This is a genomic window from Pseudomonas entomophila, from assembly GCF_013523125.1.
GTDB lineage: Bacteria > Pseudomonadota > Gammaproteobacteria > Pseudomonadales > Pseudomonadaceae > Aquipseudomonas > Aquipseudomonas entomophila_B.
This window is the reverse complement of sequence record NZ_JAAMQJ010000002.1, coordinates 143,187-168,229: the sequence shown is the minus strand read 5'-3', so window position 1 is coordinate 168,229 and position 25,043 is coordinate 143,187. Positions and strand designations below refer to the sequence as shown.

General features: G+C 61.1%; 27 protein-coding genes. 16 read left to right on the top strand and 11 right to left on the bottom strand.

Annotated elements, in window-relative coordinates; translation table 11 throughout:
• Positions 1-51: 51 nt before the first annotated feature.
• The gene (locus G7007_RS02105) at positions 52-1,467 is read right to left on the bottom strand and encodes an acetyl-CoA carboxylase biotin carboxylase subunit (RefSeq protein ID WP_181098797.1); all 1,416 of its coding nucleotides are present in this window, start codon (positions 1,465-1,467) and stop codon (positions 52-54) included.
• 188 nt (positions 1,468-1,655) lie between these two features.
• Between G7007_RS02105 and G7007_RS02100 the strand changes: the two genes are divergently transcribed.
• Positions 1,656-2,603 (top strand): LysR family transcriptional regulator, encoded by a 948-nt coding sequence (locus G7007_RS02100; protein ID WP_181098796.1) that lies wholly within the window; start codon positions 1,656-1,658, stop codon positions 2,601-2,603.
• Here the strand turns inward: G7007_RS02100 and G7007_RS02095 are convergent.
• Positions 2,560-2,778, bottom strand: a complete 219-nt coding sequence (locus G7007_RS02095) for a PA3496 family putative envelope integrity protein (RefSeq protein ID WP_181098795.1) — start codon at positions 2,776-2,778, stop codon at positions 2,560-2,562. The genes G7007_RS02100 and G7007_RS02095 overlap by 44 nt on opposite strands.
• Positions 2,779-2,883: 105 nt before the next feature.
• On the bottom strand, positions 2,884-3,750 hold the full coding sequence (gene hexR / locus G7007_RS02090; RefSeq protein WP_181098794.1) for a transcriptional regulator HexR: 867 nt from the start codon (positions 3,748-3,750) through the stop codon (positions 2,884-2,886).
• Between the two features lie 271 nt (positions 3,751-4,021).
• Here hexR and G7007_RS02085 point away from each other — a divergent pair, with 271 nt between their 5' ends.
• The 4 genes from G7007_RS02085 to G7007_RS02070 all read left to right on the top strand — a co-directional run bounded on the left by G7007_RS02085 (position 4,022) and on the right by G7007_RS02070 (position 8,164).
• Positions 4,022-4,333 (top strand): hypothetical protein, encoded by a 312-nt coding sequence (locus tag G7007_RS02085; protein WP_181098793.1) that lies wholly within the window; start codon positions 4,022-4,024, stop codon positions 4,331-4,333.
• Positions 4,334-4,426: 93 nt separating this feature from the next.
• The gene (uvrD, locus tag G7007_RS02080; RefSeq protein ID WP_181098792.1) at positions 4,427-6,610 is read left to right on the top strand and encodes a DNA helicase II; all 2,184 of its coding nucleotides are present in this window, start codon (positions 4,427-4,429) and stop codon (positions 6,608-6,610) included.
• 174 nt (positions 6,611-6,784) lie between these two features.
• Positions 6,785-7,642 (top strand): Tim44 domain-containing protein, encoded by an 858-nt coding sequence (locus tag G7007_RS02075; protein ID WP_181098791.1) that lies wholly within the window; start codon positions 6,785-6,787, stop codon positions 7,640-7,642.
• Between the two features lie 114 nt (positions 7,643-7,756).
• Positions 7,757-8,164 carry an SMI1/KNR4 family protein gene (locus G7007_RS02070; protein WP_181098790.1) on the top strand — a complete coding sequence of 136 codons (408 nt, stop codon included), beginning with the start codon at positions 7,757-7,759 and terminating at the stop codon, positions 8,162-8,164.
• An 81-nt stretch (positions 8,165-8,245) separates the two neighbouring features.
• Here the strand turns inward: G7007_RS02070 and G7007_RS02065 are convergent, their stop codons facing one another.
• Positions 8,246-10,000, bottom strand: coding sequence for a cation:proton antiporter (locus G7007_RS02065; RefSeq protein ID WP_181098789.1), 1,755 nt, complete (start codon positions 9,998-10,000; stop codon positions 8,246-8,248).
• A 302-nt stretch (positions 10,001-10,302) separates the two neighbouring features.
• On the opposite strand from G7007_RS02065, the gene G7007_RS02060 reads away from it, so the two are divergent.
• Positions 10,303-10,794, top strand: a complete 492-nt coding sequence (locus tag G7007_RS02060) for an acyl-CoA thioesterase (RefSeq protein WP_181098788.1) — start codon at positions 10,303-10,305, stop codon at positions 10,792-10,794.
• Between the two features lie 119 nt (positions 10,795-10,913).
• Complete coding sequence (locus G7007_RS02055) at positions 10,914-11,306, top strand: DUF3301 domain-containing protein (protein WP_181098787.1); 393 nt, start codon at positions 10,914-10,916, stop codon at positions 11,304-11,306.
• On the opposite strand, the gene G7007_RS02050 is transcribed toward G7007_RS02055, so the two are convergent.
• A complete protein-coding gene (locus G7007_RS02050) occupies positions 11,307-12,281 on the bottom strand; it encodes a CobW family GTP-binding protein (RefSeq protein WP_181098786.1) in 975 nt (324 codons plus the stop codon).
• Between the two features lie 47 nt (positions 12,282-12,328).
• Positions 12,329-12,898, bottom strand: coding sequence for a DUF1826 domain-containing protein (locus tag G7007_RS02045; protein WP_181098879.1), 570 nt, complete (start codon positions 12,896-12,898; stop codon positions 12,329-12,331).
• A gap of 196 nt (positions 12,899-13,094) precedes the next feature.
• Between G7007_RS02045 and folE2 the strand changes: the two genes are divergently transcribed.
• Positions 13,095-13,979, top strand: a complete 885-nt coding sequence (gene folE2, locus G7007_RS02040) for a GTP cyclohydrolase FolE2 (protein ID WP_181098878.1) — start codon at positions 13,095-13,097, stop codon at positions 13,977-13,979.
• A gap of 3 nt (positions 13,980-13,982) precedes the next feature.
• Here the strand turns inward: folE2 and G7007_RS02035 are convergent, their stop codons facing one another.
• Positions 13,983-14,507, bottom strand: a complete 525-nt coding sequence (locus tag G7007_RS02035; RefSeq protein ID WP_181098785.1) for a DUF3617 domain-containing protein — start codon at positions 14,505-14,507, stop codon at positions 13,983-13,985.
• Between the two features lie 126 nt (positions 14,508-14,633).
• On the opposite strand from G7007_RS02035, the gene cls reads away from it, so the two are divergent.
• Complete coding sequence (cls, locus tag G7007_RS02030) at positions 14,634-16,073, top strand: cardiolipin synthase (RefSeq protein ID WP_181098784.1); 1,440 nt, start codon at positions 14,634-14,636, stop codon at positions 16,071-16,073.
• Between the two features lie 3 nt (positions 16,074-16,076).
• Here cls and cfaB read toward each other — a convergent pair whose 3' ends face one another.
• The 3 genes from cfaB to arsN2 form a co-directional block, all read right to left on the bottom strand.
• Positions 16,077-17,258: a C17 cyclopropane fatty acid synthase CfaB gene (cfaB, locus tag G7007_RS02025; RefSeq protein WP_181098783.1), complete on the bottom strand. Its 1,182-nt coding sequence runs from the start codon at positions 17,256-17,258 to the stop codon at positions 16,077-16,079.
• A gap of 92 nt (positions 17,259-17,350) precedes the next feature.
• A complete protein-coding gene (locus tag G7007_RS02020; protein WP_181098782.1) occupies positions 17,351-17,491 on the bottom strand; it encodes a DUF2256 domain-containing protein in 141 nt (46 codons plus the stop codon).
• A 638-nt stretch (positions 17,492-18,129) separates the two neighbouring features.
• Entirely contained in the window at positions 18,130-18,579 is a 450-nt protein-coding gene (arsN2, locus tag G7007_RS02015) for an arsenic resistance N-acetyltransferase ArsN2 (RefSeq protein WP_023048556.1), read from the bottom strand.
• 177 nt (positions 18,580-18,756) lie between these two features.
• Here arsN2 and G7007_RS02010 point away from each other — a divergent pair, with 177 nt between their 5' ends.
• The 7 genes from G7007_RS02010 to G7007_RS01980 are packed head-to-tail and all read left to right on the top strand — an operon-like array spanning position 18,757 to position 23,799.
• A complete protein-coding gene (locus G7007_RS02010) occupies positions 18,757-19,113 on the top strand; it encodes a metalloregulator ArsR/SmtB family transcription factor (protein ID WP_049695271.1) in 357 nt (118 codons plus the stop codon).
• 29 nt (positions 19,114-19,142) lie between these two features.
• Positions 19,143-20,426 (top strand): arsenic transporter, encoded by a 1,284-nt coding sequence (locus G7007_RS02005; RefSeq protein WP_049695270.1) that lies wholly within the window; start codon positions 19,143-19,145, stop codon positions 20,424-20,426.
• A gap of 14 nt (positions 20,427-20,440) precedes the next feature.
• Complete coding sequence (locus G7007_RS02000) at positions 20,441-20,911, top strand: arsenate reductase ArsC (RefSeq protein ID WP_023048558.1); 471 nt, start codon at positions 20,441-20,443, stop codon at positions 20,909-20,911.
• Positions 20,912-20,934: 23 nt separating this feature from the next.
• Positions 20,935-21,648 carry an arsenical resistance protein ArsH gene (gene arsH, locus G7007_RS01995; RefSeq protein WP_023048559.1) on the top strand — a complete coding sequence of 238 codons (714 nt, stop codon included), beginning with the start codon at positions 20,935-20,937 and terminating at the stop codon, positions 21,646-21,648.
• A gap of 4 nt (positions 21,649-21,652) precedes the next feature.
• A complete protein-coding gene (locus tag G7007_RS01990) occupies positions 21,653-22,156 on the top strand; it encodes a cyclin-dependent kinase inhibitor 3 family protein (RefSeq protein ID WP_080992800.1) in 504 nt (167 codons plus the stop codon).
• A 25-nt stretch (positions 22,157-22,181) separates the two neighbouring features.
• A complete protein-coding gene (locus G7007_RS01985) occupies positions 22,182-23,264 on the top strand; it encodes an ArsO family NAD(P)H-dependent flavin-containing monooxygenase (protein WP_023048561.1) in 1,083 nt (360 codons plus the stop codon).
• Complete coding sequence (locus G7007_RS01980; protein ID WP_023048562.1) at positions 23,257-23,799, top strand: arsinothricin resistance N-acetyltransferase ArsN1 family B; 543 nt, start codon at positions 23,257-23,259, stop codon at positions 23,797-23,799. Before G7007_RS01985 ends, G7007_RS01980 begins: the two co-directional genes overlap by 8 nt.
• Before the next feature lie 166 nt (positions 23,800-23,965).
• Here the strand turns inward: G7007_RS01980 and G7007_RS01975 are convergent, their stop codons facing one another.
• On the bottom strand, positions 23,966-24,649 hold the full coding sequence (locus G7007_RS01975) for a hypothetical protein (RefSeq protein WP_172439589.1): 684 nt from the start codon (positions 24,647-24,649) through the stop codon (positions 23,966-23,968).
• Between the last annotated feature and the right edge of the window lie 394 nt (positions 24,650-25,043).

The following is a 25,043-nucleotide window of genomic DNA, read 5'->3' as shown; positions in this document are numbered from 1 at the left end:
GCGGATCGGCTTTTACTTGCAGCATGCGGCCAGAGGCTTGCCGTTCGACGTTCATAGGCCGGCGTGGGCGGCGATGGCGGCAGCGATGGCCAGGGCCAGTTCTTCGGGCTTGCGCTTGGTCGAATAGTGGGTCAGTTCCGGATGGCACTCGACGAAGCTGGTGTTGAATTCACCGCTTCGAAATTCCGGGTTGCGCAGGATTTCCTGGTAGTAGGCCGCAGTCGTCTTGACCCCTTGCACCCGCATGTCGTCCAGTGCACGCAGCCCTCGGTCCATCGCCTCTTCCCAGGTCAGCGCCCAGACCACCAGCTTCAGGCACATGGAGTCGTAGAACGGCGGGATGGTGTAGCCGGTGTAGATCGCCGTGTCGGTGCGCACACCGGGGCCGCCCGGCGCGTAATAACGGGTGATCTTGCCGAAGCTGGGCAGGAAGTTGTTCTTCGGGTCTTCGGCGTTGATGCGAAACTGCAGGGCATAACCGCGGTGCTGGATATCGTGCTGCTTGACCGACAGGGGCAGGCCCGAGGCGATCCGGATCTGCTCACGCACGATGTCGATCCCGGTGATTTCCTCGGTGATGGTGTGCTCGACCTGCACCCGGGTGTTCATTTCCATGAAGTACACCTCGCCCTCGGCGAGCAGGAACTCCACGGTACCGGCGTTCTCGTAATTCACTGCCTTGGCCGCACGCACCGCCAGGTCGCCGATGTAGGCACGCTGCTCGGGGGTGAGCTGGGGGCTCGGCGCGATTTCGATGAGCTTCTGGTTGCGGCGCTGGATCGAGCAGTCGCGCTCGAACAGGTGCACCACGTTGCCCTGGCTGTCGCCGAGAATCTGCGCCTCGATGTGCTTGGGGTTGACGATGCACTTTTCCAGGAACACCTCGGCCGAGCCGAAGGCCTTGGTGGCCTCGGAGATGACCCGCGGAAAGGCCTGTTCCAGCTCTTCGCGGCTGTTGCAGCGGCGAATGCCGCGACCACCACCACCGGAGGTAGCCTTGAGCATCACCGGGTAGCCGATGCGTTCGCCCTCGGCGAGCGCCTCCTGGATGTCGGCAACGTTGCCTTCGGTGCCTGGCGTCACGGGGACACCGGCCTGGATCATGGCGCGGCGTGCCTCGGTCTTGTCGCCCATGCGGCGAATCACCTCCGCTGCCGGGCCGATGAACTTGACCCCTCGCTCGGCACAGATCTCCGCCAGCTCGGCGTTCTCGGACAGGAACCCGTAGCCTGGATGAAGCGCGTCGCAGCCGGTTTCGACCGCCAGGTTCACCAGCTTGCGCGGGTTCAGGTAGCCGGCCAGGGGCTCGGCACCGATGCTGTAGGCCTCGTCCGCACGCTTGACGTGCAGCGCATGGCGATCGGCATCGGAATAGATGGCCACCGAACGGATCCCCATTTCGGCGCAGGCGCGCACGATCCGAACTGCAATTTCACCCCGGTTGGCGATCAGGATTTTTTTTATCACTAGAGTCTTCCCAAAGCCGATGAAACAAACGACCCGGCCGTGCCGGTCCTTGCGTGACCCAATGCTGTCGATCAGTCGCTGCCTCACCCTAGCCGTGCTGATGAATAAACAAAAATCAATATTTGTTAGGTGCAGCATAAGTAGAAACTTATACTGAAGGGCCCAGATCTGACCGGAGCGAGTAAACGGTGCGTAAGTCATTGATGCGCATGACATTGCGGCAGCTGCAAATTTTCAACGAGGTCTGTGACCTGCGTTCCTACAGCCGTGCGGCAGTGGAAATGTCGTTGACGCAACCGGCGGTCAGCCTGCAGATCCGGCAGCTGGAAGAGCTGGTCGGACAGCCTCTGTTCGAGTACGTGGGCAAGAAGCTCTACCTGACCGATGCCGCCGAAGCCTTGCAACGGGCCAGTCGGGACATCTTCGGTCGCCTCGAGAACCTGGACATGCAACTGTCCGACATGCAGGGGTCACTGCAGGGGCAACTGAAGCTGGCGGTCGAGTCGAGCGCCAAGTACTTCGTGCCGCATTTGTTCGCGGCGTTCCGACAACGCCATCCCGACGTGAACCTGACGCTGACCGTGGTCAACCGTGCCCAGGTGATTCGTCGGCTGTCGGACAACCGCGACGATCTGGTGATCATGTCCATGGTGCCGCAGGACCTGGACCTCGACTTCCTGCCCTTCCTGAACAATCCGCTGGTGGCCGTGGCGCCTCCCGAGCATCCCTTGAGCCAGCAGGATCGCCTCCGTTTGCAGGACCTGGAGGCACACACCTTGCTCCTGCGTGAACAAGGCTCGGGAACGCGCCAGGCCTTCGAAGAGTACTTCAAGGAAAAACGCGTGCATTTCGGCCAGACCCTGGAAGTCGCCTCTGCCGATGCCCAACGCGAATGCGCTATCGCGGGCCTGGGCGTGGCGTTGCTCACCCGTCATGCCGTCCATCTGGAGCTGGCCACCGGTGTGCTGCGCGAGCTGCCGATCGAAGAGCTTCCGCTGCAGCGCAGCTGGTGCCTGGTGCACTCCAAGGCCAAGCGGCAATCACCCGTGGCCCTGGCCTTCCAGGCGTTCGTTCGCGGCGAACGCACGTGCATCAATGCGATCGCGCAGCGCTTTTCGGGAGCGGTACGGCCGTGACCTGCCACAGGTTGATCTCGCAGGCGTCCGGGTAGTCGGCGATCGCCTGCAACAACTGGCGCTGCTCACAATAGCTTTCGATCGCCCGGCGGTACGCCATGCGCCGCTGGTCCTGTTCCTGCTGCTTGCGTGCTCTGGCAGTGGGCTTGAATGCGCCATCGACGTCACGGTTCATCGGCCTGTCTCCCTGATCGAGTGCGGGAGTCTCAGGGTGCGGTCACCGTTTGACCGTTACGTGCACGAACGATGACGGCGCTGTGACAGGCGATCGATGGTCGTGTCAGTCTTCCGACGTCTTTATCGACTTGGGTGACAGACGCAGGCTGCGCAGACTGCGCTTGACGCTCTTGAGGTGGTTGACCAGGCTCGGCCCGCGCGCCATGGCCACGCCCATGGCCAGTACGTCGATCACCACCAGGTGGGCGATTCTCGAGGTCAAGGGCGTGTAGATCTCGGTGTCTTCGTGCACGTCGATGGCCAGGTTGACCGTCGACAGGTCGGCCAGGGGCGTCTGGCTCGGACACAAGGTGATCAGGCTGGCACCCGTTTCGCGCACCAGGTTGGCGGTGATCAGCAGGTCTTTGGAGCGGCCCGACTGGGAAATGCACACGGCGACGTCGCCCGGCTTGAGGGTGACGGCCGACATCGCCTGCATGTGCGGATCGGAGTAGGCCGCGGCGCTGAGCAGCAGGCGAAAGAACTTGTGCTGTGCATCGGCGGCCACTGCGCCGGACGCACCGAAACCGTAGAACTCCACCCGCTGAGCCTGGGCCATGGCCTGCACCGCCCGCTCCAGGGCCTCGGGATCCAGGTGTTCGCGCACTTCCATGAGGGTGTGCAGAGTGGTGTCGAAGATCTTCAGGCTGTAGTCGGCGACCGAGTCATCCTCGTGGATGGCGAACTGGCCGAAGCTGGCACCGGCCGCCAGGCTCTGGGCCAGCTTCAGCTTGAGGTCCTGGAAGCCCGAACAGCCGATCGCACGGCAGAAACGGACGATGGTCGGCTCGCTGATGCCCACATTGTGCGCCAGGTCGGCCATCGAGCTGTGCATGACCGCCGCCGGGTCCAGCAGCACGTGATCGGCGACCTTGAGCTCCGATTTGCGGAGCAGATGGCGGGATTGGGCGATGTGTTGCAACAAATTCACAGGAAAGGACTCGGTGATGATCGGCAGGCCGGGCTGTAGCTTTCTTGTAGTTATACTACATACACGCTGAACCGCCCAGTCCGAGCCACGGTTCCCGGGCGATTGCAGAGGCCGTCCGCACCCGCGGGATCTCTGGCAGCCTGGATCGTGCCTGTTCCGACAAGGCATTCACGGGCAAGGTTGAACGAGTTCCTCCTGCCCGTCCTGGCGTCACCGAACGAGGATGCGCAGGCAGCTGCTTTGCTGCTGACCTCTACAGGAGAGACTCACCATGAACGTCGACACACCTACCTTCATCGCCTTCAATGACACCCGCCCAGATCACGAATGCTTCACCCTATTCGGCCGCGTCACGGTGCCGCACCCTGGCATCGTGCCCATCCTGTCCCGGCCGACCATCCGCCACAAGGGTGGCTGGGAAGTCCTGCACCTGACGTTCGAACAGCTCGAAGGCGTTCACCCCCAGGTGGTCACCGAGAAGCTCGTGCACTTTACCGAGCCTGGCCTCAACAGCTGGTCGAGGGTGGAGATCAGTTCGGAAAAGGGCACTCAATGGATGCCCATCCTCACCCGCGAGGCCTGAGCGGCAGGCCGAGCCGACCGGCGGGTCTCGGCGCCCGCGATTATTTGCGCGCGCCGTTTGCTCTGGCCTGAGCTGCCCACCTAGAATGGCCGGATGCATACCGATGACCTCTCTCTTCTGCTCAATTCCCTCAACGATGCCCAGCGCCAGGCCGTCGCGGCACCGGTTGGACGCCAACTGGTGCTGGCGGGTGCCGGCTCGGGCAAGACCCGTGTGCTGGTGCATCGCATTGCCTGGCTGATCCAGGTCGAGCGCGCCTCGCCGCACTCGATCCTCTCGGTGACCTTCACCAACAAGGCAGCGGCCGAGATGCGCCACCGCATCGAACAGCTGCTGGGCATCAACCCGGCCGGCATGTGGGTCGGCACCTTCCACGGCCTGGCGCACCGCCTGTTGCGCGCGCACTGGCAGGAAGCCGGGCTGGTCCAGAACTTCCAGATTCTCGATGGCGACGACCAGCAGCGCCTGGTCAAGCGGGTGATCCGCGAGCTGGGGCTGGACGAGCAGCGCTGGCCTGCGCGGCAGGCGCAGTGGTTCATCAACGGTCAGAAGGACGAGGGGCTGCGGCCCCAGCACATCCAGCCCGGGGGTGACCTGTTCCTGAGCACCATGCGCGGCATCTACGAAGCCTACGAGGCCGCCTGCGCCCGTGCCGGGGTCATCGACTTCTCCGAACTGCTGTTGCGCGCGCTGGACCTGTGGCGCGACAGGCCTAGCCTGCTCGAGCATTACCAGCGACGCTTCCGGCACGTGCTGGTAGACGAGTTCCAGGACACCAACGCCGTGCAGTACGCCTGGCTGCGTCTCCTGGCGGCCGGAGGCGAGAGCCTGATGGCGGTCGGCGACGACGACCAGTCGATCTACGGCTGGCGTGGCGCGAAGATCGAGAACATTCATCAGTACACCGCCGACTTCCCGGATGCCGAGCTGATCCGCCTGGAGCAGAACTACCGTTCCACGGCGGGTATCCTCAAGGCTGCCAACGCCCTGATCGCTAACAACAGCGGGCGGTTGGGCAAGGAGCTGTGGACCGATGTCGGCGACGGTGAGCCACTGAGCCTGTATGCCGCCTACAACGAGCATGACGAAGCGCGCTACGTGGTCGAGACCATCGAGGGCATTCTCAAGCAGGGCACACCACGGCATCAGGTAGCCATCCTCTACCGCTCCAACGCCCAGTCGCGGGTGCTCGAGGAAGCGCTGCTGCGCGAGCGCATTCCTTACCGCATCTATGGCGGGCAGCGCTTCTTCGAGCGGGCGGAAATCAAGAACGCCATGGCTTACCTGCGCCTGATCGAAAGCCGTGGCAACGATGCTGCCCTGGAGCGGGTGATCAACGTGCCGCCTCGCGGTATCGGTGAAAAGACCGTCGAAGCCATCCGTGAGCATGCCCGCCACGCCCAGGTGTCCATGTGGCAGGCCATGTGCCAACTGCTCGAGCACAAGGCGCTCAAGGGGCGAGCGGCCAGTGCGCTGGGTGCGTTCATCGAGCTGATGGACCAGCTGGCGGTCAAGGTCAACGACCTGCCCCTGCACACGATGACCCAGACCGTCATCGAGCAGTCCGGCCTGATTCCCTACCACCAGGAAGAAAAGGGTGAGAAGGGTCAGGCACGGGTGGAAAACCTCGAGGAACTGGTCAGCGCGGCGCGCAACTTCGAATCCAGCGAAAACGAGGGTGAGCTCTCCATCCTATCGGCATTCCTGGGTCATGCCTCGCTGGAAGCCGGCGACACGCAAGCCGACGAGCACGAGGACAGCATCCAACTGATGACCCTGCACAGTGCCAAGGGCCTGGAATTCCCCTACGTGTTCCTGGTCGGCCTGGAAGAGGGCCTGTTCCCGCACAAGATGAGCCTCGAAGAACCCGGGCGTCTCGAGGAAGAGCGGCGGCTGGCCTATGTCGGCATCACCCGCGCGATGCGTCAGTTGGTCATGACCTATGCCGAGACGCGCCGTCTGTACGGCAGCGAGACCTACAACAAGGTCTCGCGCTTCGTGCGCGAGATCCCGGCAGGGCTGGTCCAGGAAGTTCGGTTGTCAAATTCCGTCAGCCGGCCGTTCGGCGGCACCCAGACTCAGTCGGGCAGCCTGTTCGCCAACGCCAACATTCCGCAGACCGCCTTCAACCTGGGTCAACGTGTCCAGCATGCGGTGTTCGGCGAAGGCACGATCCTCAATTTCGAAGGGTCCGGTCCGCAGGCGCGGGTGCAGGTGAACTTCGCTGAAGGCAGCAAGTGGCTCATGCTGGGTTATGCCAAGCTCGAAGCCATCTGAATTTTCCTACCGCCTTTACGATCTTTTCATGGTCGTACTTCCGAAGAGGCCGCTAGCGCAGCGGCTTCTTCCGTCCAACCAAGCAAAAGCTCGAAACATTATGGGGCTGGTCAGGTGCATGCCAACCTGTGCACCATGACGCGCGTGCAATCCATCAAACGGGAAATCCCACTTATGCAACGTTTTCTTAGCATCTTCCTGGCGTTGTGCGTCGGTTTGACGCTGAGCCTGGACGCCAACGCCAAGCGATTCGGCGGCGGCAAGAGTTCCGGCGCCGCGCCCATCCACCAGACACGCCAAGCTGCACCTGCCACGCCGGCCGCAGCACCGACCGCACCCGGCCGTGCGCCGGCAGCGGCCAGCGGTGCCTCGCGCTGGCTGGGTCCTCTGGCAGGTCTCGCCGCCGGTGGTCTGCTGGCCTCGATGTTCATGGGCGACGGCTTCCAGGGCATGCAGATCCTGGACTTCCTGATCATCGCACTGGTGGCCTTCCTGATCTTCCGCTTCATCGCCGCCCGTCGTCGTCAGCAACAGCCCCAGGTGGCCGGTGCTGCCGGTCAGGCGCCGTTCCAGCGTGAAGCGCATGGCCAACAGGCCCCGCAAGCCTCGGTCTTCGGCGGTTCGGCAGCCTCGGCTGCAGCAGCACCGGTCATCAAGGCGCCGGCCTGGTTCAACGAGCAGAGCTTCCTGTCCGCCGCCCGTACGCACTTCCAGTCGCTGCAGCAGCACTGGGATGCCAACGAGATGGACAAGATCGCCGAGTTCGTCACGCCGCAGATGCTGACCTTCCTCAAGCGCGAGCGCGCCGACCTGGGCGACGGCTTCCAGTCCACCTACATCGACAACCTCGAAGTACAACTCGACGGTATCGACGAGCGGACCGACAAGACCGATGCCACCCTGACCTTCCGCGGCGTCTCCAAGACCTCGCGTTTCGACCAGGGTGAGGCCTTCAGCGAAAGCTGGCACATGGAGCGCGCCCACGGCGACAACCAGCCTTGGCTGCTGGCCGGTATCCGCCAGAACGCCTGATCACCATCGGGTCATCGTGAACCCCGGGGCCTTCCCCGGGGTTTTTGTTTTTGGCACAGTGGCCGACTAGGGTATAACGCGCAGCGTCGTCATCAAGTTCTGAGGATATGAACCGTGGAAGAAGTGATCGAGCAACTCCGTGAAGCCAACGAGCCGGTGCCCGTGCCGCTGGAGCTTCCGGACGAGGACCTGCTGGTCGAGATCGAAGAGCAGCTGTTCATCAACATTCCGTTTGTGTTCAAGGAATTCTTGATGACTGTCAGCGATGTCGTCTACGGCAGCCTGGAGCCGGTCACCGTGACCGATCCACAGTCCCACACCTACCTGCCGGATGTGGCGTCCAATGCCTGGGACGCCGGTGTACCGCGTGACCTGATCCCGCTGTGCGAGGACGGGGACGACTACTACTGCGTCGAGGAAGACGGCACCGTGGTGCTGTGGTCGGGTGAAGAAGAGCTCGTCACCGAAGAGAGTTGGGAATCGGTCTGGCACTGGGCACGTGACGTCTGGCTGGAAAGCTGAGCACGTCCCCCGGCCCTCCGATCGGTCAAGTCGATCACTCCCGGGGTCGCTCGTCATGGACGGGCGACCCTTTTTTCAGCGTCAGTGGTCGCGATTGTTCTCGAGGGTCTCCAGCAGGGCCACCTGCATCCGCGTGTGCACACGGATGAACCAGCGCCACAGCAGCGCCACCACACCTGCCGCCACCACGGCGATGACCAGCAGCAGTTCGCTGGTGGGCAAGATGCTGGCCGACAGGGCCGACAGCAGCACGAAGATCACCAGCAAGGACAGCAGCGGGATGACTTCGGCGACCACACGCCGTACTCGATGCGTATGACGCCCGGCCATCTCGGGCTTCACGCTCATCTCCGCCAGCAGCATCGACAGGGCCTTGAGCTTGCGGTACGCCGCGATCAGGAACGGCAGCGATACCAGCAGCGCCAGGCCCCAGATCAAGGCCTTTTGCAGCCCGACGTCGCCGATCCATTGGCTCAGGTAGACGCCCAGCCGCTCGGCGAAGTAGGCGCTGCTGAAGAAGATGGCGACGACCAGCGCCAGGTTGACGCCTACCTGCAGCAGGATACGTCGGATCATGGCCGCCAACATGGCGCTCTCACCCTGGGGCTGGATGCTGCGCAGCCATTCGCCGTACAGGGAGAGCACGCGCGACAGGCGGCCAGGCATGATGCGCCCGAGCTTGATCGACAAGGGATCCGCCGCGCGAATCAGGTAGGGCGTCAGCAAAGTGGTGATCGCCGAAACGGCGACGGCGACCGGGTAGAGGAAATCGCTGGTGACCTGCAGGGTCATCCCCAGGGCGGCGATGATGAACGAGAACTCGCCGATCTGGGACAGCCCCATGCCCACCCGCAGGGACGTACGGCCATCGTTGCCGGCAATGAACGCGCCCATGCCGCAGGACAGCATCTTGCCCAATACCACGGCCAGGGTGATCACCACGATCGGCCAGGCATACTCGACCAGTATCTGCGGATCGATCATCAGGCCGATCGCCACGAAGAAGATCGCGCTGAACAGGTCGCGCACCGGTTCGATCAAGGTCTCGATCTTCAGCAACTGGCGCGACTCGGCCATGATCGCGCCGATCAGGAAGGCGCCCAGCACCATGCTGTATTCGAGCTTGACCACCAGCAGGCAGAAACCGAAGCACAGCCCCAGTACCGTGATCAGCAGCATCTCGTTGCTTTCGAACCTGGCCACGTAGGCCAGCAGCCTGGGCACGACCAGAATCCCGACCACCAGCGCCACGATCATGAACAGCGACAGCTTGCCCACCGTGGAGAAGACTTCGCCGGAGCTGACGGTGCCGCTGACGGCGATCCCGGACAGCAGGGCGATGATGCCGATGCCCAGGATGTCCTCGACGATCAGTACACCGAAGATCAGTTGGGCGAAGCGCTCGTTCTTCATCTTCAGGTCGTTCAGCGCCTTGACGATGATGGTGGTCGACGAGATCGCCAGGATCGCACCGAGGAACAGCGAATCCATGGCGCTCCAGCCGAACCAGCGGCCGATCTCGAACCCGATCCAGATCATCAGGACGATCTCGAGGAAGGCCGCGATGAAGGCCGTGGCCCCGACCTTGAACAGCTTCCTGAGGCTGAACTCCAGGCCGAGGCAGAACATCAGGAAAATCACCCCCAGCTCGGCCAGGATCTTGATGGTGTCTTCGTCATGGATGAGGCCGAAGGGAGGCGTGTGTGGCCCGATGATGAAGCCCGCGACGATGTAACCGAGCACCACCGGCTGCTTGAGACGGTGGAAGATGATGGTGACCATGCCTGCCACCAGCATGATCACGGCCAGGTCCTGGATGAAGCCGATGGCGTGCATGGCGGTTGCTACTCCTTGTCATCGATGCACGGGCCCGGCCGTCCGCTACCCGACTGGGTGCGACGAACCGCAAGTACATACTGTTCTAGGTGAAAGAATGCTCACCTTGCATGAGCACGCTCAGGGTAACATCGCCACTTGCCGCACGTGGCGGGTGCAATATGCAGAAACAGATGGACACATTCATCCGGCATCCTGGTGGGCCGGTGGGGTGTTCCGGACCTCTGTCCACACGTGTGCGCCCTGGCGTCAGGGGCGATCCGTTCGCCCCGCTCTACCGCAACCGAACCGTGAGCCTGATTATGGAACCTGGAAACGCCCAACTCTCGATGACCGTGCTCATGACCCCGGACATGGCCAACTTCTCCGGCAACGTGCACGGTGGCACGCTGCTCAAGTACCTGGACGAAGTGGCGTATGCCTGTGCCAGCCGTTATGCCGGGACCTATGTGGTGACCTTGTCGGTCGACCAGGTGATCTTCCGCGAGCCCGTGCATGTCGGGGAGCTGGTGACCTTCCTGGCCTCGGTGAACTACACCGGCACCACCTCGATGGAAGTGGGCATCAAGGTCGTGACCGAGAACATTCGGCAACGCTCCGTACGCCATTCCAACAGTTGTTTCTTCACTATGGTCGCGGTGGACGACAATCGACGCCCCGTTCCCGTGCCGCCACGCCAGCCCCAGAGCAGCGAGGAAAAACGTCGCTTCGTGCAAGGCCAGCAGCGCCGGCAGATTCGTCAGGAGCTGCAAGAGCGTTATCAGAACCTCAGGACCGACGACGCCGAGGCATGAGCCAAGGTTCCCCGGACCTGGGGATAAATCATTGCGCCTGCAGTGGCCCTTCGCCCATCGCCCGTGCGATGCCTTTTCGGTCCGGTTAAGCTGACCTCATATTCGTGGAGCCTGTGCAGATGTTGACCCTGGAGAACCTTTTCGGCCTGATGGTGTTGCTGACCTTGGGGTCTTGGCTGTGGCACAACCATGGCCTGCGTGAGCGCGCCCTGGAGCGGGTCAAGCAACACTGCGCCAAGCTCGACCTGGAGCTGCTGGATGACACCATAGCGCTGCGACGCATCGGTTTCATACCGGATGCGCGTGGCCGGCGGCGCCTGGGGCGTGTGTACGACTTCGAATTCACCGTCACCGGCGAACAACGTCACTCGGGCACAGCCACTCAGTTCGGTGCTCACGCCCTCTACATCGAACTGGCCCCCTACCCCTTCCAGGCCGAGGCGTCAGCGCCTGTGGATAACGTTATCGAGATGCAGCAGTGGCGGCGTACGCACGATCGCTGGAACCCCTGATTAGTTATCCACAAGGCAGTAGGTGAAAGCGCTCGTCAGTGCTTGGCTGGCATGAGCCTGTGGAAAAATAAGCTCTATTCGCGAATCCTTTCTCCATTCGCTGGCTTGCCAGACTGTGCGTTCGCTTTTCACCCCATTGAAAGACATCCAGCCTTCACGGCTGTGGATAACGGCCTTGGCACGTGTCGTCGCCAGCGAAGCCAACACCTCCGTGACCCGTTCCAGCGAAAACCGCTGGCTTGGATGCCATCGCCCGCCCCAACTCCAAGCTGAACCGTCCTCGTGCACCGCGATGAGAGGTCGCGTTCTGTCGATCCAGACTGTCCGAAGCGCGATGTCGTCCAGGCGGGCCGGGGGTAAATCTACATATAATGAATTACTTATAGCTGATTCAGCGATAGGAATATCCGCCAGATCGACGCGCCCATGATCGGTCCAAATCATCGGTTTCATGGGCAGTTGCTGAGTTATCAACAGCCTTGCTGCGTTGTCCACAAGCTCGGATTTGTTGAGGATGAGCTGCGCCGATTGCTGAAGCGCTTCTTGCTGGGGCTGGGACAGCACGGCCCCCTTAGCCAAGGCACTGGCATCCAGAACGGTCACCAAGGGTTGTACCGACAGTACCCCTGCCCAGGGCTGCTTTCCCAGTTGCGAGGCCAGTTCGAAGGGATGGCCCAGCCCTGAAGGTTCGATGAACATGCGATGGGGCCGCTGTGCGCGCAGTAGCCGGCCGAGTGCCACCTGGAAGGGCACGCCGTTGACGCAGCACAGACAGCCGCCCGCCACTTCGCTGATCGCGATGTCAGGGTCGCGGGCATCCAGCAGCGCCGCATCCAGGCCGATCTGCCCGAACTCGTTGACCAGTACGGCCCAGCGTTCGGTGTCGGGTCGCTGTGACAGCAGGTGCTTGATCAGACTTGTCTTGCCAGCGCCCAGGGGCCCGGCAATGAGGTGGGTCGGTATGTCGCGCAGCATGAAGAGGCTTCTAGGTCTGGCCGAAGGAAGTCCATTACTAATCAACCTCACTGCAACCAGTCAATGCTCAGCAACAGGCGTCCGGCATCCTGGGTCGCACCGGGCGAGCGATGTACCAGGCCACGCCCTTCGTTACCCGACCAGTTCTCCCCTTTGAGCAAGGCCACATTCCCTTGGCCCAGCCGATGACAGCGCTCGGGAACGTTCGCATCGGCGGGATCGCTCAGCCATTCACTGCCGGCACCCGCGTAGGTGGTCAACAGACGCAGCGCCACATGGTCGACGTGGAACCGAGGGCACATGGCACCCTGCAATGTGCGCAAGCGCAGCCCGAGTCGCCGTGCTCCCACCAGGCAGGTGAACGCCTCCACCAACCAAGTCACGTCAGCCACGAACGCCTCATAGCCCTGCAAGTCCTGGGTGCCGACCAGCAGGTCGTTCAGGACCACGGGTGCATCCTCGCGTACCTCCACCACACGCTCATCGGCCAGGCGTTGACCGAGGCTCAGCACGAGCGCGGAAAAATCTGCGATGTGGGACGGCAGGCTGCGCTGCCAGATCGCCAGGTTGACCTCGTTCGCGAGAATGGCTGACAGGACGTTGGGAGACGCCTCCATGACCTGATGCGACGGGGGCAGTGTCGACGCCGACTCAAGCGCGATCGGACGATGCAGCGGAAAAAGACGACTGGCCATGCCTGCTCCTTCACGGATGATGAGGCTAATACGTTATAGTATAACTAAATCATCGTCGTCGGTTTTTTCTGTCGCCCTCCCTCCGGGTACCGATGACACGTTCGTACGGGAATCCTCCATGACTGATCTACACCTGCCCGATGTCGCACACCACGCCAGCTCCCATGCCATTGCGCTGAACTGGGTCGGCATGCAAGGGATCGCGCTGCCCATCCAGATCATGGGGCAGCGGGTAGCCGCGCGTGTCGATGCCGGGGTCAACCTGGATGCACTCGATGCCAAAGGCATCCACATGTCACGGCTTTATCTGATGTTGAACACCTTGGAGGACAACGATCTCGACCCAGCAGCCCTCGAGCAGTTGCTGCACAGGTTTCTCGCCACTCACCACGATTTGTCCACGGCGGCCACCGTACAGCTGCGATTCGATTGCCTGCTGAAGCGATCGGCGCTGATCAGCGAGACTTCCGGTTGGAAGTCGTATCCGGTCACGGTCGATGCCCGCCTCGAAGACGATATGTTCCACGTGGAACTCTTCATCGACGTGCCTTACTCCTCCACTTGCCCCTGCTCGGCGGCCTTGGCGAGGCAACTCATCCAGAACCAGTTTGCTATCGACTTTCCCTTGGTGCAGGTCGACCGCGCTCAGGTCATCGATTGGTTGGGCAGCAGCCAGGGAATCGTGGCGACCCCGCACAGCCAGCGTAGCGTGGCGCGCATAGGGGTACGTCTTGAAGGGCTCGACCATCTACCTATTGTGGAACTGATCGATGAGGTCGAACACGCTTTGGGTACTGCCGTGCAGACAGCCGTCAAGCGTGTGGATGAGCAGGCATTCGCCCTGGCCAACGGACAGAACCTGATGTTCTGCGAAGACGCAGCCAGGCGCGTGCATGGAGCATTGCTCACGGCCGTGGGGGTTGCAGGGTTCGAAGTGCGGGTCGAGCATGCAGAGAGCCTGCATGCCCACGATGCGGTGGCCGTCAGCCGTTGGCGATGGTAACGGTCACTGGCGCGGACGAACTGCGCCACAGTCACTGCCCAACCACACCGCACGAGTGTCCATGCTGCCACGCTGTTGCACGCCCGACGCGTTGAAGGTGCCATTGACCTTGGTCACGAATTCACGGTCGCTCAGGAACGTCGCCTGACCAGCGCCCTGCGCTTTCGGGCAGCTGAATTCGAACTTCCAGACATTGCCCGTGCGATCGGTGATGCGCTGCGTGCAACCCGACTTGGGGTCCTGCAAAGGAATGTCGTTGGTATTGACTTGCTCGGGCGTCAGGCAGGAACGTACGCCCTTGCCTCCCAGCGTGACGCCTTGCTTGGTCAACACCCCCTCCATCATGGCCCGTTGTTCAGGCGGCAGGTTCTTCAGCTGGCCTAACATGAAGTCCATGTCAGGCAACTGCTTGCCGTCGACCTGCATGTTGCTGGTGGTCAGCTCCCACAGCCCAGGCTGAAGCATCTGGGCATTGGCCAGGGGACCGACCAGCGCCAACGACAGTGCACACCACACACGCTTTTTCATCATGGAACTCCACCTGGGCCGGGTATCGGCCGAATCGAGGATTGGACGTCGTTTCGTGCATCAGGTTGCACCAAGCGACGGCCACAAGGTCTGTTAGCCGACGAACATGCACAGCGCAGGATAGGTATGGATTATCAGAGCCCGCACTTTTTCGGATATGTGATCGGTTTCGTTCATCTGATGGGCATCGTGGCGGCGGTACATGCCATGTTCACCGTCCGCACGGCGCAAGGCGCGATCGCCTGGGCGATGTCGCTGTTCTTCATCCCTTATCTGACCCTGATCCCCTACCTGGTCTTCGGCTCACGCTCCTTCTACGCCTATATTCTGGCCAGGCGCAAGGCCAACCAGGAAATGCATGTGGCGATGGCTGGCTTGAACTGGCGCGCCTGGGTCGAGCAGGCCTTGAAGGCCAGGCAGTCGGCGCCGACCCTGGCGTTGCGGGCGATGTCGGCCCTGGGACGCATGCCATGGTTGCCGCACAACGAAGTGAAACTGCTGGTCAACGGACGCGCCACCTTCGATGCGATCTTCGACGCGATCGAGCGTGCCGAAGAGGTGGTGCTGGTCCAGTTCTTCATCATTCATGACGATGAACTGGGCCAGGCCTTGCAGCAGCTGTTGATACGCAAGGCCCACGCCGGTGTCCAGGTATTCGTGCTGTACGACGGTGTCGGTAGCCATGCATTGCCCAGGCGTTACGTGCAGGCCCTGCGTGAGGCGGGTGTACAGGTCCAGGCCTTCACCACGCGCCGCGGTTGGTTCAACCGGTTCCAGGTCAACTTCCGTAATCATCGCAAGATCGTGGTCGTCGACGGGCTGACAGGCTTCGTCGGCGGCCATAACGTCGGCGACGAGTATCTGGGCCACCACCGCCCGCTCTCGCCCTGGCGCGATACGCACGTCCAGGTGAGTGGCCCGGTGCTGGCGTGCCTCCAGGAGTCGTTCGCCGAAGACTGGTACTGGGCCACGCGCGCCCTGCCACCCCTGCTCCTGCCAGATGCCTACCCTGAAGACGGGATGCTGTGCCAGGTCCTAGTCAGCGGGCCGGCTGACCCACAGGAGACGTGTTCACTGTTCTTTCTCGAAGCCATCCATTCAGCACGGGAACGGGTGTGGATCACCAGCCCTTACTTCATTCCCGACGAAGCCATGTCGGCGGCCTTGCGCCTGGCGGTGCTGCGCGGCGTCGACGTGCGGCTGCTGATCCCGTCGCGCCCCGATCATCGCGTGGTGTATGCCGCCTCGAGCCTGTTCGCCTTCGAAGCCGTGCGTGCAGGCGTCAAGGTCTACCGCTACCAACCGGGGTTCCTGCACCAGAAAGTCGTTCTGGTGGACGACGAATTCAGCGCCATCGGCAGCGCCAACCTGGACAACCGCTCGTTCCGCCTCAACTTCGAAATTATGCTGCTGACCGTGGACAAGCCATTCGCCGAGCAGGTGGAAGGCATGCTCACGGCCGACTTCGCGCAGGCCCGGCAGATCACTCTCAACGACAGCCGCAACACGCATCGCCTCCAGCACCTGGGGATGCGTGTTGCCCGGCTGATCTCGCCGATTCTATGACCTCTAGCGGTACAGGTCCTCGCGCGTCCAGGGCAGGTCGTGATGCCCATCGGCATAGGGCTTGACCGCGAGGATCTGGTGCAGGTCGATCCAGCCCTTGGCGAACGCATAGGCGCAGCCTGCCAGGTACAGGCGCCAGATCCGCAAGGTCTTCTCCGGGATCTCGGCCGCTGCGCGGTGCAATTGATGTTCAAGACGTTCGCTCCAGTGCCCCAACGTCTTGGCATAGTGCAGGCGCAGGCTCTCGACATCCGCCACTTCCAGGCCGGCCTGGCAGACGTTCGCGCACATCATCGACAGGTGCGGCAGTTCGCCATGGGGGAACACGTACTGACCGATGAACGCTCCGGCCCCATGCCCCACCGGACGGCCATCGACGTGCTTGGCGGTGATGCCATGGTTCATCACCAGGCCGCCCTCCCGCACGGCGCCGAACAGGATCCGGCAGTACAACGGCAGGTTGGCGTGTCCGACATGCTCGAACATGCCGACACTGACGACCTTGTCGAAACGGCCATCCTGCGGCAGGTCGCGATAGTCCATCTTCTTCAGCTCGACGCGATCGTCGAGCCCTTCGTCCCTGACACGTTGCTGGGCAAGCGCAAGTTGCTGCTCGCTGAGGGTGATCCCCATCACCCGGGCGCCATACTCACGCGCCGCGAAACGCGCCAGTCCTCCCCAGCCGCAACCGACATCCAGCAGATAGTCACCGGCCTGCAACCGCAGCTTGCGGCAGAGGTGGTCGAACTTGTCCTGTTGCGCCGTTTCAAGCGTGGTGTCGGGCGTCTTGAAATAGGCGCAGGAGTACGCCATGTCCGGGTCCAGCCACAGCTGGTAGAACGCATTGGACACGTCGTAGTGGTAGGCGATGGCCTGTGCATCGGTGTCCTTGTCGTGTGCCGTGCGGGTCGGCTGCGCGTCTTCCTCCTGAAGCAACGCGGTGCCCAGCTCGTCACAGATGCGGATGGCCTGCGTGATGTCCCCTTGCAGGTCGAACTCACCCTCGACGAAAGCGGCGCCCAATTCATCCATGCTGGGATGGTTGAGGTGAGCGATCGAGGCCGGATGCTTGACCAGCAAGGTCACCTGGGGATCAGGACCCAGGTCGAGCTGATTGCCGTCCCAGAGTTTCAAACGCAACGGCACCTGCAGGCCTTGCAGTGCCGGTGGAAGTTGCGCATGCATGGATGACCTCTCCTGACTGGACAGTGGATGCCCATCAAGCGTAGTTCATCCTCGCGCGGTAGTTGCGCCAGCGCCAGCCGCGCCGGTGTGCCTCAGCGCTGGCTCTTCGCCGTTCGCCGGCAGCGCTCGGAGCAATAGCGCACCTCGTCCCAGCAGCGGGCCCACTTCTTGCGCCAGGTGAACGGCAGCTGGCAGTAGGCACAGGTCTTGACCGGTAGCTCGCTCTTTTTCATGCGTTCTCCCTGGACACGAATTTCAGCCTTTGAAAAAAGCTCGATCATCCTGGGACCGCTGTCATGACTCGAGCATTGTATCCGGCACAATAAAAAGGGCCGCTTTGGAGCGACCCTTTTGTTGCCGATTAATAAACTTTGTCACAAAGTCTCTTGCATTTCGCGGCCTAGCGAGGAGGCTGCTTCTAGGGAAGCAAAAATAAAGGTTGTCACAAAGCATAATTTTTCAAAATTTCTCGGGCTTTTTCGTTTAATAAAGGTTGTCACAGCAAAGGTTCAGCCAGAAAAAATCACAGGAAGGACCCCGTGCTAAAACCCCAAAAAAATTATGATGGTATCTTTTTGGGGCGTGGTAACCGGTGCGAGCGCTCCTGGCTGGGAGCCCCCTACAAATCGTTGGGTTGGGCATGGATTTCTCTGAGATACATCTTGGAGGGGTTGCTGCTTTTCCGAGCGCAGACGCGCCAACCAGACTGACTGTTTTCCGCTACCAGGCAGGTTTAAAACCGTCCAAGGATACGCCTGTATCCTCACTCATGAAGTCGCTCAATCATGCCGGGCCCAGGGCTCGCCATCTTCAGGGCGCCGCAGGACTCAGTGAAATTCGTGGAGGCGAGTTCCCTGAGGTGACACCGAGTTCATGTCGCCAGATCCTTCACCATATAGACCGCAGAGGTCGGACAAAGGCTCTTGAACTCCTCCGAACTGGAAATTGCCTTTGGGGCTTGAGATCGGTCTCTGTGCTCATATCCCCGAGCCTCGAAGAAGTCGGGTGCTGTTGTGGTCAGCAGATGAAGGCTCTGGGCTCCGTCAGCTTCCGCTATTCGCTCAAGTGCTCTGAGCAGCAGGGTACCGATCCCTGACTTTCGCTGGGCCGGTACGACAACCAGTGAGCGAATCAGACGAGTCCGACCAGTTCCTTCAATGCCCCCGTATCCCAGCTCCGTTTCTCCCCGATGAAAGGAATAGAACATTCGGTCGGGCTGCAAAAGGTCTTGGGTCGGCAAGCCCGCTGCAGTCAGATGCGCAGCCAGGCCTTGGATTTGATCGGTACCAAGCAATCGGACAGAGATATCAGACTGGTTCATTGGGGACTCTGGGGATGGTATCGACGGCCAGTATAGGGCCCAAAGCGAGGGCTTTTTCCAGTTTTATGACGTCCCGTAAGGCGAGGCGAGTGTAAATATCTGCTTTACCGTATATTCGAATTGGCATATATTCGGATTTCCAGATATTGGCCGTACACGCATTCCCCAGGAGGTCACATGCGGGAAACACTGACTCCCCCCATCGTTTTCAAATGCCTGGCTGATGACACCCGGGCCCGGATGACCCTGCTGATCGCCCGTGAAGGCGAACTCTGTGTCTGCGAACTTACCCACGCGCTGGAGCTGAGCCAGCCGAAGATCTCCCGGCATCTTGCCCAGTTGCGCGAGGCTGGAATCCTGATGGATCGCCGCAAGGGTCAATGGGTGTACTACCGACTGCACCCCGAACTGCCGCAGTGGGTGGACGCGATGCTGAAGGGAGTGGTCGATGCCAACCAGGAATGGTTGAGCCCCGATGCATTGCGCCTTGCCGAAATGGGCGAGCGGCCGCAGAGCCCTGTTGCTTGTGCTTGAGAATTCCCTTCGCTGATTGAGTTGTAGTCATGCTGATCGCATTTTTGATTTTCCTGGTGACGATCGTTCTCGTCATCTGGCAGCCCAAAGGCCTGGGCGTGGGCTGGAGCGCCGCACTGGGGGCCGTCGTGGCGCTGCTGGCGGGCGTCGTGAGCCTGTCCGATATTCCCGTGGTCTGGCAGATCGTCTGGAACGCTACCGCCACTTTCATCGCCGTCATCATCATCAGCCTGCTGCTGGATGAGGCGGGGTTCTTCGAGTGGGCGGCATTGCACGTGGCCCGCTGGGGCAATGGCAGCAGCCGCAAGCTGTTCGCCTTCATCATCCTGCTGGGCGCCGCCGTCTCGGCGCTGTTCGCTAACGACGGTGCGGCACTGATCCTGACCCCGATCGTCATCGCCATGCTGCTGGCCCTGCGCTTCTCCCCGGCGGCGACGCTGGCATTCGTCATGGCGGCGGGCTTCATCGCCGATACCGCGAGCTTGCCGCTGGTGGTGTCCAACCTGGTGAACATCGTTTCCGCCGACTACTTTGGCATTGGCTTCAGCGAATACGCCTCGGTCATGGTGCCGGTGAACCTGGTCAGCATCGCCGCCACCCTGGGAATGCTGCTGTGGTTCTTCCGCAAGGACCTGCCGCGTACCTATGAACTCGACCAACTGAAGGCTCCCGAAGCCGCTATCCGCGACAAGGCGACGTTCGTTGCCGGCTGGTGGGTGCTTGCGCTGTTGCTGGTTGGCTTCTTCGCCATCGAGCCGCTGGGCGTTCCGATCAGCGCCATCGCTGCTGCCTGTGCGCTGATCCTCTACCTGATCGCCGCGCGTGGGCACGTGATTTCAACCCGCAAGGTGCTCAAGGACGCGCCTTGGCAGGTCGTGGTGTTCTCGCTTGGCATGTACCTTGTGGTGTATGGCCTGCGTAACGCCGGCCTCACCGACTACCTGACGCAGATCCTCAATGTCTTCGCTGGCTACGGAATCTGGGGCGCATCCCTCGGGACGGGGCTGCTCGCCGCTGGCCTGTCGTCGGTCATGAACAACATGCCCACTGTGTTGGTAGGGGCCTTGTCGATCCATTCCGCCGAGGCCACCGGCATCGTGCGCGAGGCCATGATCTACGCCAACGTCATCGGCTGTGACCTCGGTCCGAAAATCACCCCCATCGGCAGCCTGGCCACCTTGCTGTGGCTACACGTGCTGGCCCGCAAGAACATCGTCATCACCTGGGGTTACTACTTCCGCACCGGCATCGTCCTGACGCTGCCGATCCTGCTTGCCACCTTGGCCGCATTGGCCATCCGCCTGAGCTTTTGAACCGGAGATACCTGATGAAAGTCTTGTTCATGTGCACCCACAACAGCTGCCGCAGCATCCTGTCCGAGGCGCTGTTCAATCACCTGGCCCCAGAGGGTATGGAAGCTGTGAGCTCGGGCAGCTTCCCAAGCGGCAAGGTCAATGAGCGGGCACTGAATACCCTGGAAGCCGCCGGTATCCCCACCGCAGGTCTTTCAAGCAAGGCCTCGGATGCCTTCGAGAGCTCTCCTCCCGACATCGTTGTCACCGTGTGCGACCGCGCTGCCGGCGAAGCCTGCCCGATCTTCTTCGGTCCATCGCTCAAAGCCCACTGGGGCCTGGCCGACCCTTCGGCGGTCACCGGGAGTGAGGCAGAAATCGAAGAAGCCTTCCAGACAACACTTGCGAAGATTGATGAGCGCGTGCGCGCCTTCATTGCGCTGCCTTTCTCGCAACTGAGCCAGGACGAACTGAAAGCCGAACTTGCCCGCATCGGCGCGCTGTAGGCCCTGGATCAATGGAGACCGAAATGAACGACCACCTGCCCAATGTCCAACCAGAACTTATTGATCTGCCGTCGCTGGAGCGGCTGGCGCCGAAGGATCCTTCCACACACAAACCGCGCATCCTGCTGCTGTACGGATCGACCCGCGAACGCTCATTCAGCCGCTTGATGGTCCAGGAGGCTGCGCGCCTGCTGGAAGAGTTCGGCGCCGAAACCCGAATCTTTGATCCTTCCGGCCTACCGCTGCCGGATGACGCTCCGGACTCTCACGAGAAGGTGCTGGAACTCCGCGAGCTGATGCAATGGTCCGAGGGCCAGGTGTGGTGCTCGCCCGAGCGTCACGGCTCAATGAGTGCTGTCTTCAAGGCGCAGATCGATTGGGTACCGCTGGCCATGGGCGCGGTTCGCCCAACCCAGGGCAAGACCCTCGCGGTGATGCAGGTATGTGGAGGCTCGCAGTCCTTTAACGTGGTGAACCAACTGCGCGTGCTTGGCCGCTGGATGCGTATGTTTACCATCCCGAACCAGTCGTCGGTGCCGAAAGCCTTCCTGGAGTTCGATGAAGCCGGGCGCATGAAGCCGTCTTCTTTCTACGATCGACTGGTCGACGTGATGGAGGAACTGACCAAGTTCACGCTCCTGCTGCGTGATCGCCAGGATTATTTGGTAGACCGCTACTCCGAGCGCAAAGAGTCGGCGGAAGAACTATCCAAGCGAGTCAATATTCGGTCTATCTGAGGTCATGAGCATGTCGCATCCTTACTCATTGAAATCGTTGCCCCATGCTCCGGGTGTGCTGATTTTTACGCCTTGTCCGGGCACCCAGACCAGCGGTCTCGCTGAAAGCCTGGATACGCTCAAGAAGGCCGGTGCCGTGGCGCTGGTTACGCTGATGTCGGACGCAGAGCTTCAGGAAAACGGAGTTGCCCAGCTTGGCGTCGCGGCCAAGCAGCATGGGTTGGAGTGGTACCAACTGCCGATCAAGGATGATCATGCTCCGGATAAAAACTTCGAGGTCGGGCTGGGAGAGATCCGCCACCAGTTGAACGCTTTGCTCGCATCCAACAAGGCCCTGGCCATCCACTGCAAGGGCGGCTCCGGCCGCACCGGGCTGTTCGCTGCCCGTCTGCTGATCGAGTCCGGAATGCCGCGCCGCGAGGCGATTGCATGGGTGCAGGATCTTCGCCCACGGGCGATTCAGAAGCCTGCGCACATCAACTACATCAACCAGTTCGGCGAAGGCTGAGCGCTCCAGCCAGACAGGAGAAACCATGGCCACCGAAGGCGAGCTACTCGATGTCATCGTGATTGGCGGCGGGCAGTCCGCGCTGACGGTGGCCTATTTTCTCAAGCGGGCCAAGCTCTCGTTCCTGCTGCTTGACGCTGAAGAGGCTGCGGGCGGGGCGTGGCGCCATGGCTGGCACTCGCTGACGCTGTTCTCGCCCTCCGCTTGGAGCTCCATCGCGGGCTGGCCGATGCCGCCAGTCACCGAAGGTAATCCTGATAGGGATCACGTGGTCAGCTACCTGGAGCAGTACGAGGCGCGCTACGGGTTTCCTATCGTTCGCCCCGTCAGCATCACGGCGGTGGAGCGGACCGCACGTGGTCTTCGTGTGCGCTCGAAGGACCGCAACTGGGAAGCCCGTGCCGTCATCAGCGCAACGGGGACCTGGAGCAAGCCCAATGTTCCGGCCTATCCGGGGATAGAGCTGTTCCAGGGGCAGCAGATTCACTCCGCCCAGTACCAGTTACCAGAGGCTTTCCAAGGAAAACGCGTGCTGGTCGTTGGTGGTGGCAACTCGGGGGCGCAAATCTACGCGGAGCTGTCCGAGATCGCCGACGCAACGTGGGTAACCACGAAGGAACCGGCGTTTCTGCCTGATGACGTGGATGGCCGGGTGCTGTTCGAACGGGCTACCGAGCGCCTCAAGGCTCAACAGGAGGGCCGTGTTATCGACGCACAGGTCGGTGGGCTTGGTGATATCGTCATGGTGCCCTCAGTAGTCCGGGCTCGCGAGCGCGGGGCCCTTCGTGCTGTAAGGCCTTTCACCTCATTTACGTCGGATGGGGTCGTCTGGCCCAACGGTGAGAAAACCCAGGTCGATGTGGTGGTCTGGTGTACTGGATTCCGGCCGGCACTGGATCACCTTAAGGCACTGGACGTGCTGGATGACTACGGAAGGGTCGAGGTTGATGGGGGGCGTTCTATTCGCGAGCCGCGCCTCTGGCTGGTCGGATATGGCGACTGGACCGGCTTGGCCTCGGCGACGTTGATTGGCGTCACCCGTACCGCGCGCAGCACAGTTAACGAAGTAGTCGAACACCTGAACAGCTTGGAGCAGTCGGATGCATAGCGGAATCGAAATTCGTGTCGCCAGACCAGAGGATGCAGAAGAGATCCAGATCATCTACGCGCCCATCGTACTCAACACGGCCATCTCATTCGAAGAGGCAGTGCCGAGCGTGGAGCAAATGTGTGAGCGTATCTCCACGACGCTGCAAACCTATCCGTATCTGGTGGCTGTGCGAGAAGGACGGGTAGTCGGCTATGCCTACGCCAGTCAGCACCGGGCGCGTGCGGCGTACCGGTGGGCGGTGGATGTGACGGTGTATGTCGCCGAGGGGCAGCGCCGCAGCGGAATTGCTCGGCAGCTCTATGACGTGCTGCTGCCGGTTCTGAAGCGTCTGGGATATCGCTCGGCGTATGCCGGTATCGCCTTGCCGAATGAAGGCAGTGTCGGGCTGCACGAACGACTCGGTTTTCAGCACATCGGTACGTTTCCGCAGGTCGGATTCAAGCTCGATGCTTGGCATGATGTGGGGTATTGGCGGTTTGAGTTCGGTGACGACGGCCTTCGACCCGAGGCTCCAATGAGCTTCGTATCCTAAACCCGAATGCCACGCTAGAGCGTCCCAGCCCGCGCCGTTGCTGGCTGCGACAGCACTAACCCTCCAACACATGTGAGTAAACCTGAATCGTCCCAGTTTTGTAGACACCTCCAAACCTAATAATGATGCCCAAAGATTGGTGAAATGGTGCTTGCACTACAGGGGGCTAGTTGAAAAGGGCCAAGAAACGGCTGAAATTGACAGCGGCAATGGCAAGGCCGCTCAGTACGATAACTGTCGTGTAGATCGGGTGGTCTTTGACGATTTCAATTAACACAACAGGATGCACCCCGTTCCGCTCGTACCATTTGGATTTTGTCTTCAAGGACTTTTCATGTGTACGCTCGAAGAAGTTCGCAAACATATCGAGCTTCCTTAGGGTCGATTGATGCATTTTTATGTACTCAGCGTTCACAAAGGCGGCAGCCTCATCAGCGCCGGGCAGTGCGTCTTGGTCGCTGGCATTATTGAGTTCAGCCAATGCCATGATCCTGCCTTTCCTTCCCCTACTATCGGCATGCGGGGCATAGTTTCTTCCATATAACGCAACCAGCTCACGCGCAAGGTCAACCTTCTTGTCATCCGGCAGCTCTACGGGTTTGCCCCCGAGCACCCGAAAGCGATGCTCAAGCGCAAAGAACCCGAAATTTTCGTCTCGCATGTTCCAATGCAGGAACCGACAATCCTTGTGCTTATCAAGCCATTGGAAAAAACCTTTCAGCATCGACTTTTCGAATTTATTGAGCTCTGCTTGCATGCTGGAGAGCTGTTTGCTGAGCTCTGCTTCTTTATGGATGGACCACGATTTGGTTTGGCCGGTTTTTAGGTTCCGTGTGGCGATGGATGTCACACGTTTCGACTCCCCCGTATCATTTTCATAAAACGATTCGCAGGAGTAGTGAATTACGTAAACTCGGTTCGCGTCCAGGTAGAGGTCTTCGATTAACGCTCTGCTCCTTTTGCGATCCTTTACCCGATCTAGCTCTGCTCCCACACCTTTCCCCTCAACCCAATGCACTGTAGGCGAAGCTGGTGATTTTGCCCTCAAATGTGGGTACCCGCTAGATTCACCCCTAGCTTTGCCTTTGACTCTTCCTGAGGGTATACCGCTTGGGGATAATCAGCCGGCTTTGTCTTGGTGGATTGCCCTACAAATCGACGTGGCCTTCACCAAGCCGCTCCCAATGCCGGCCGTCAGAACGTAGGACCATTCGCTTCCGCCGAAGCGGGCTGGTGGGCGTGAG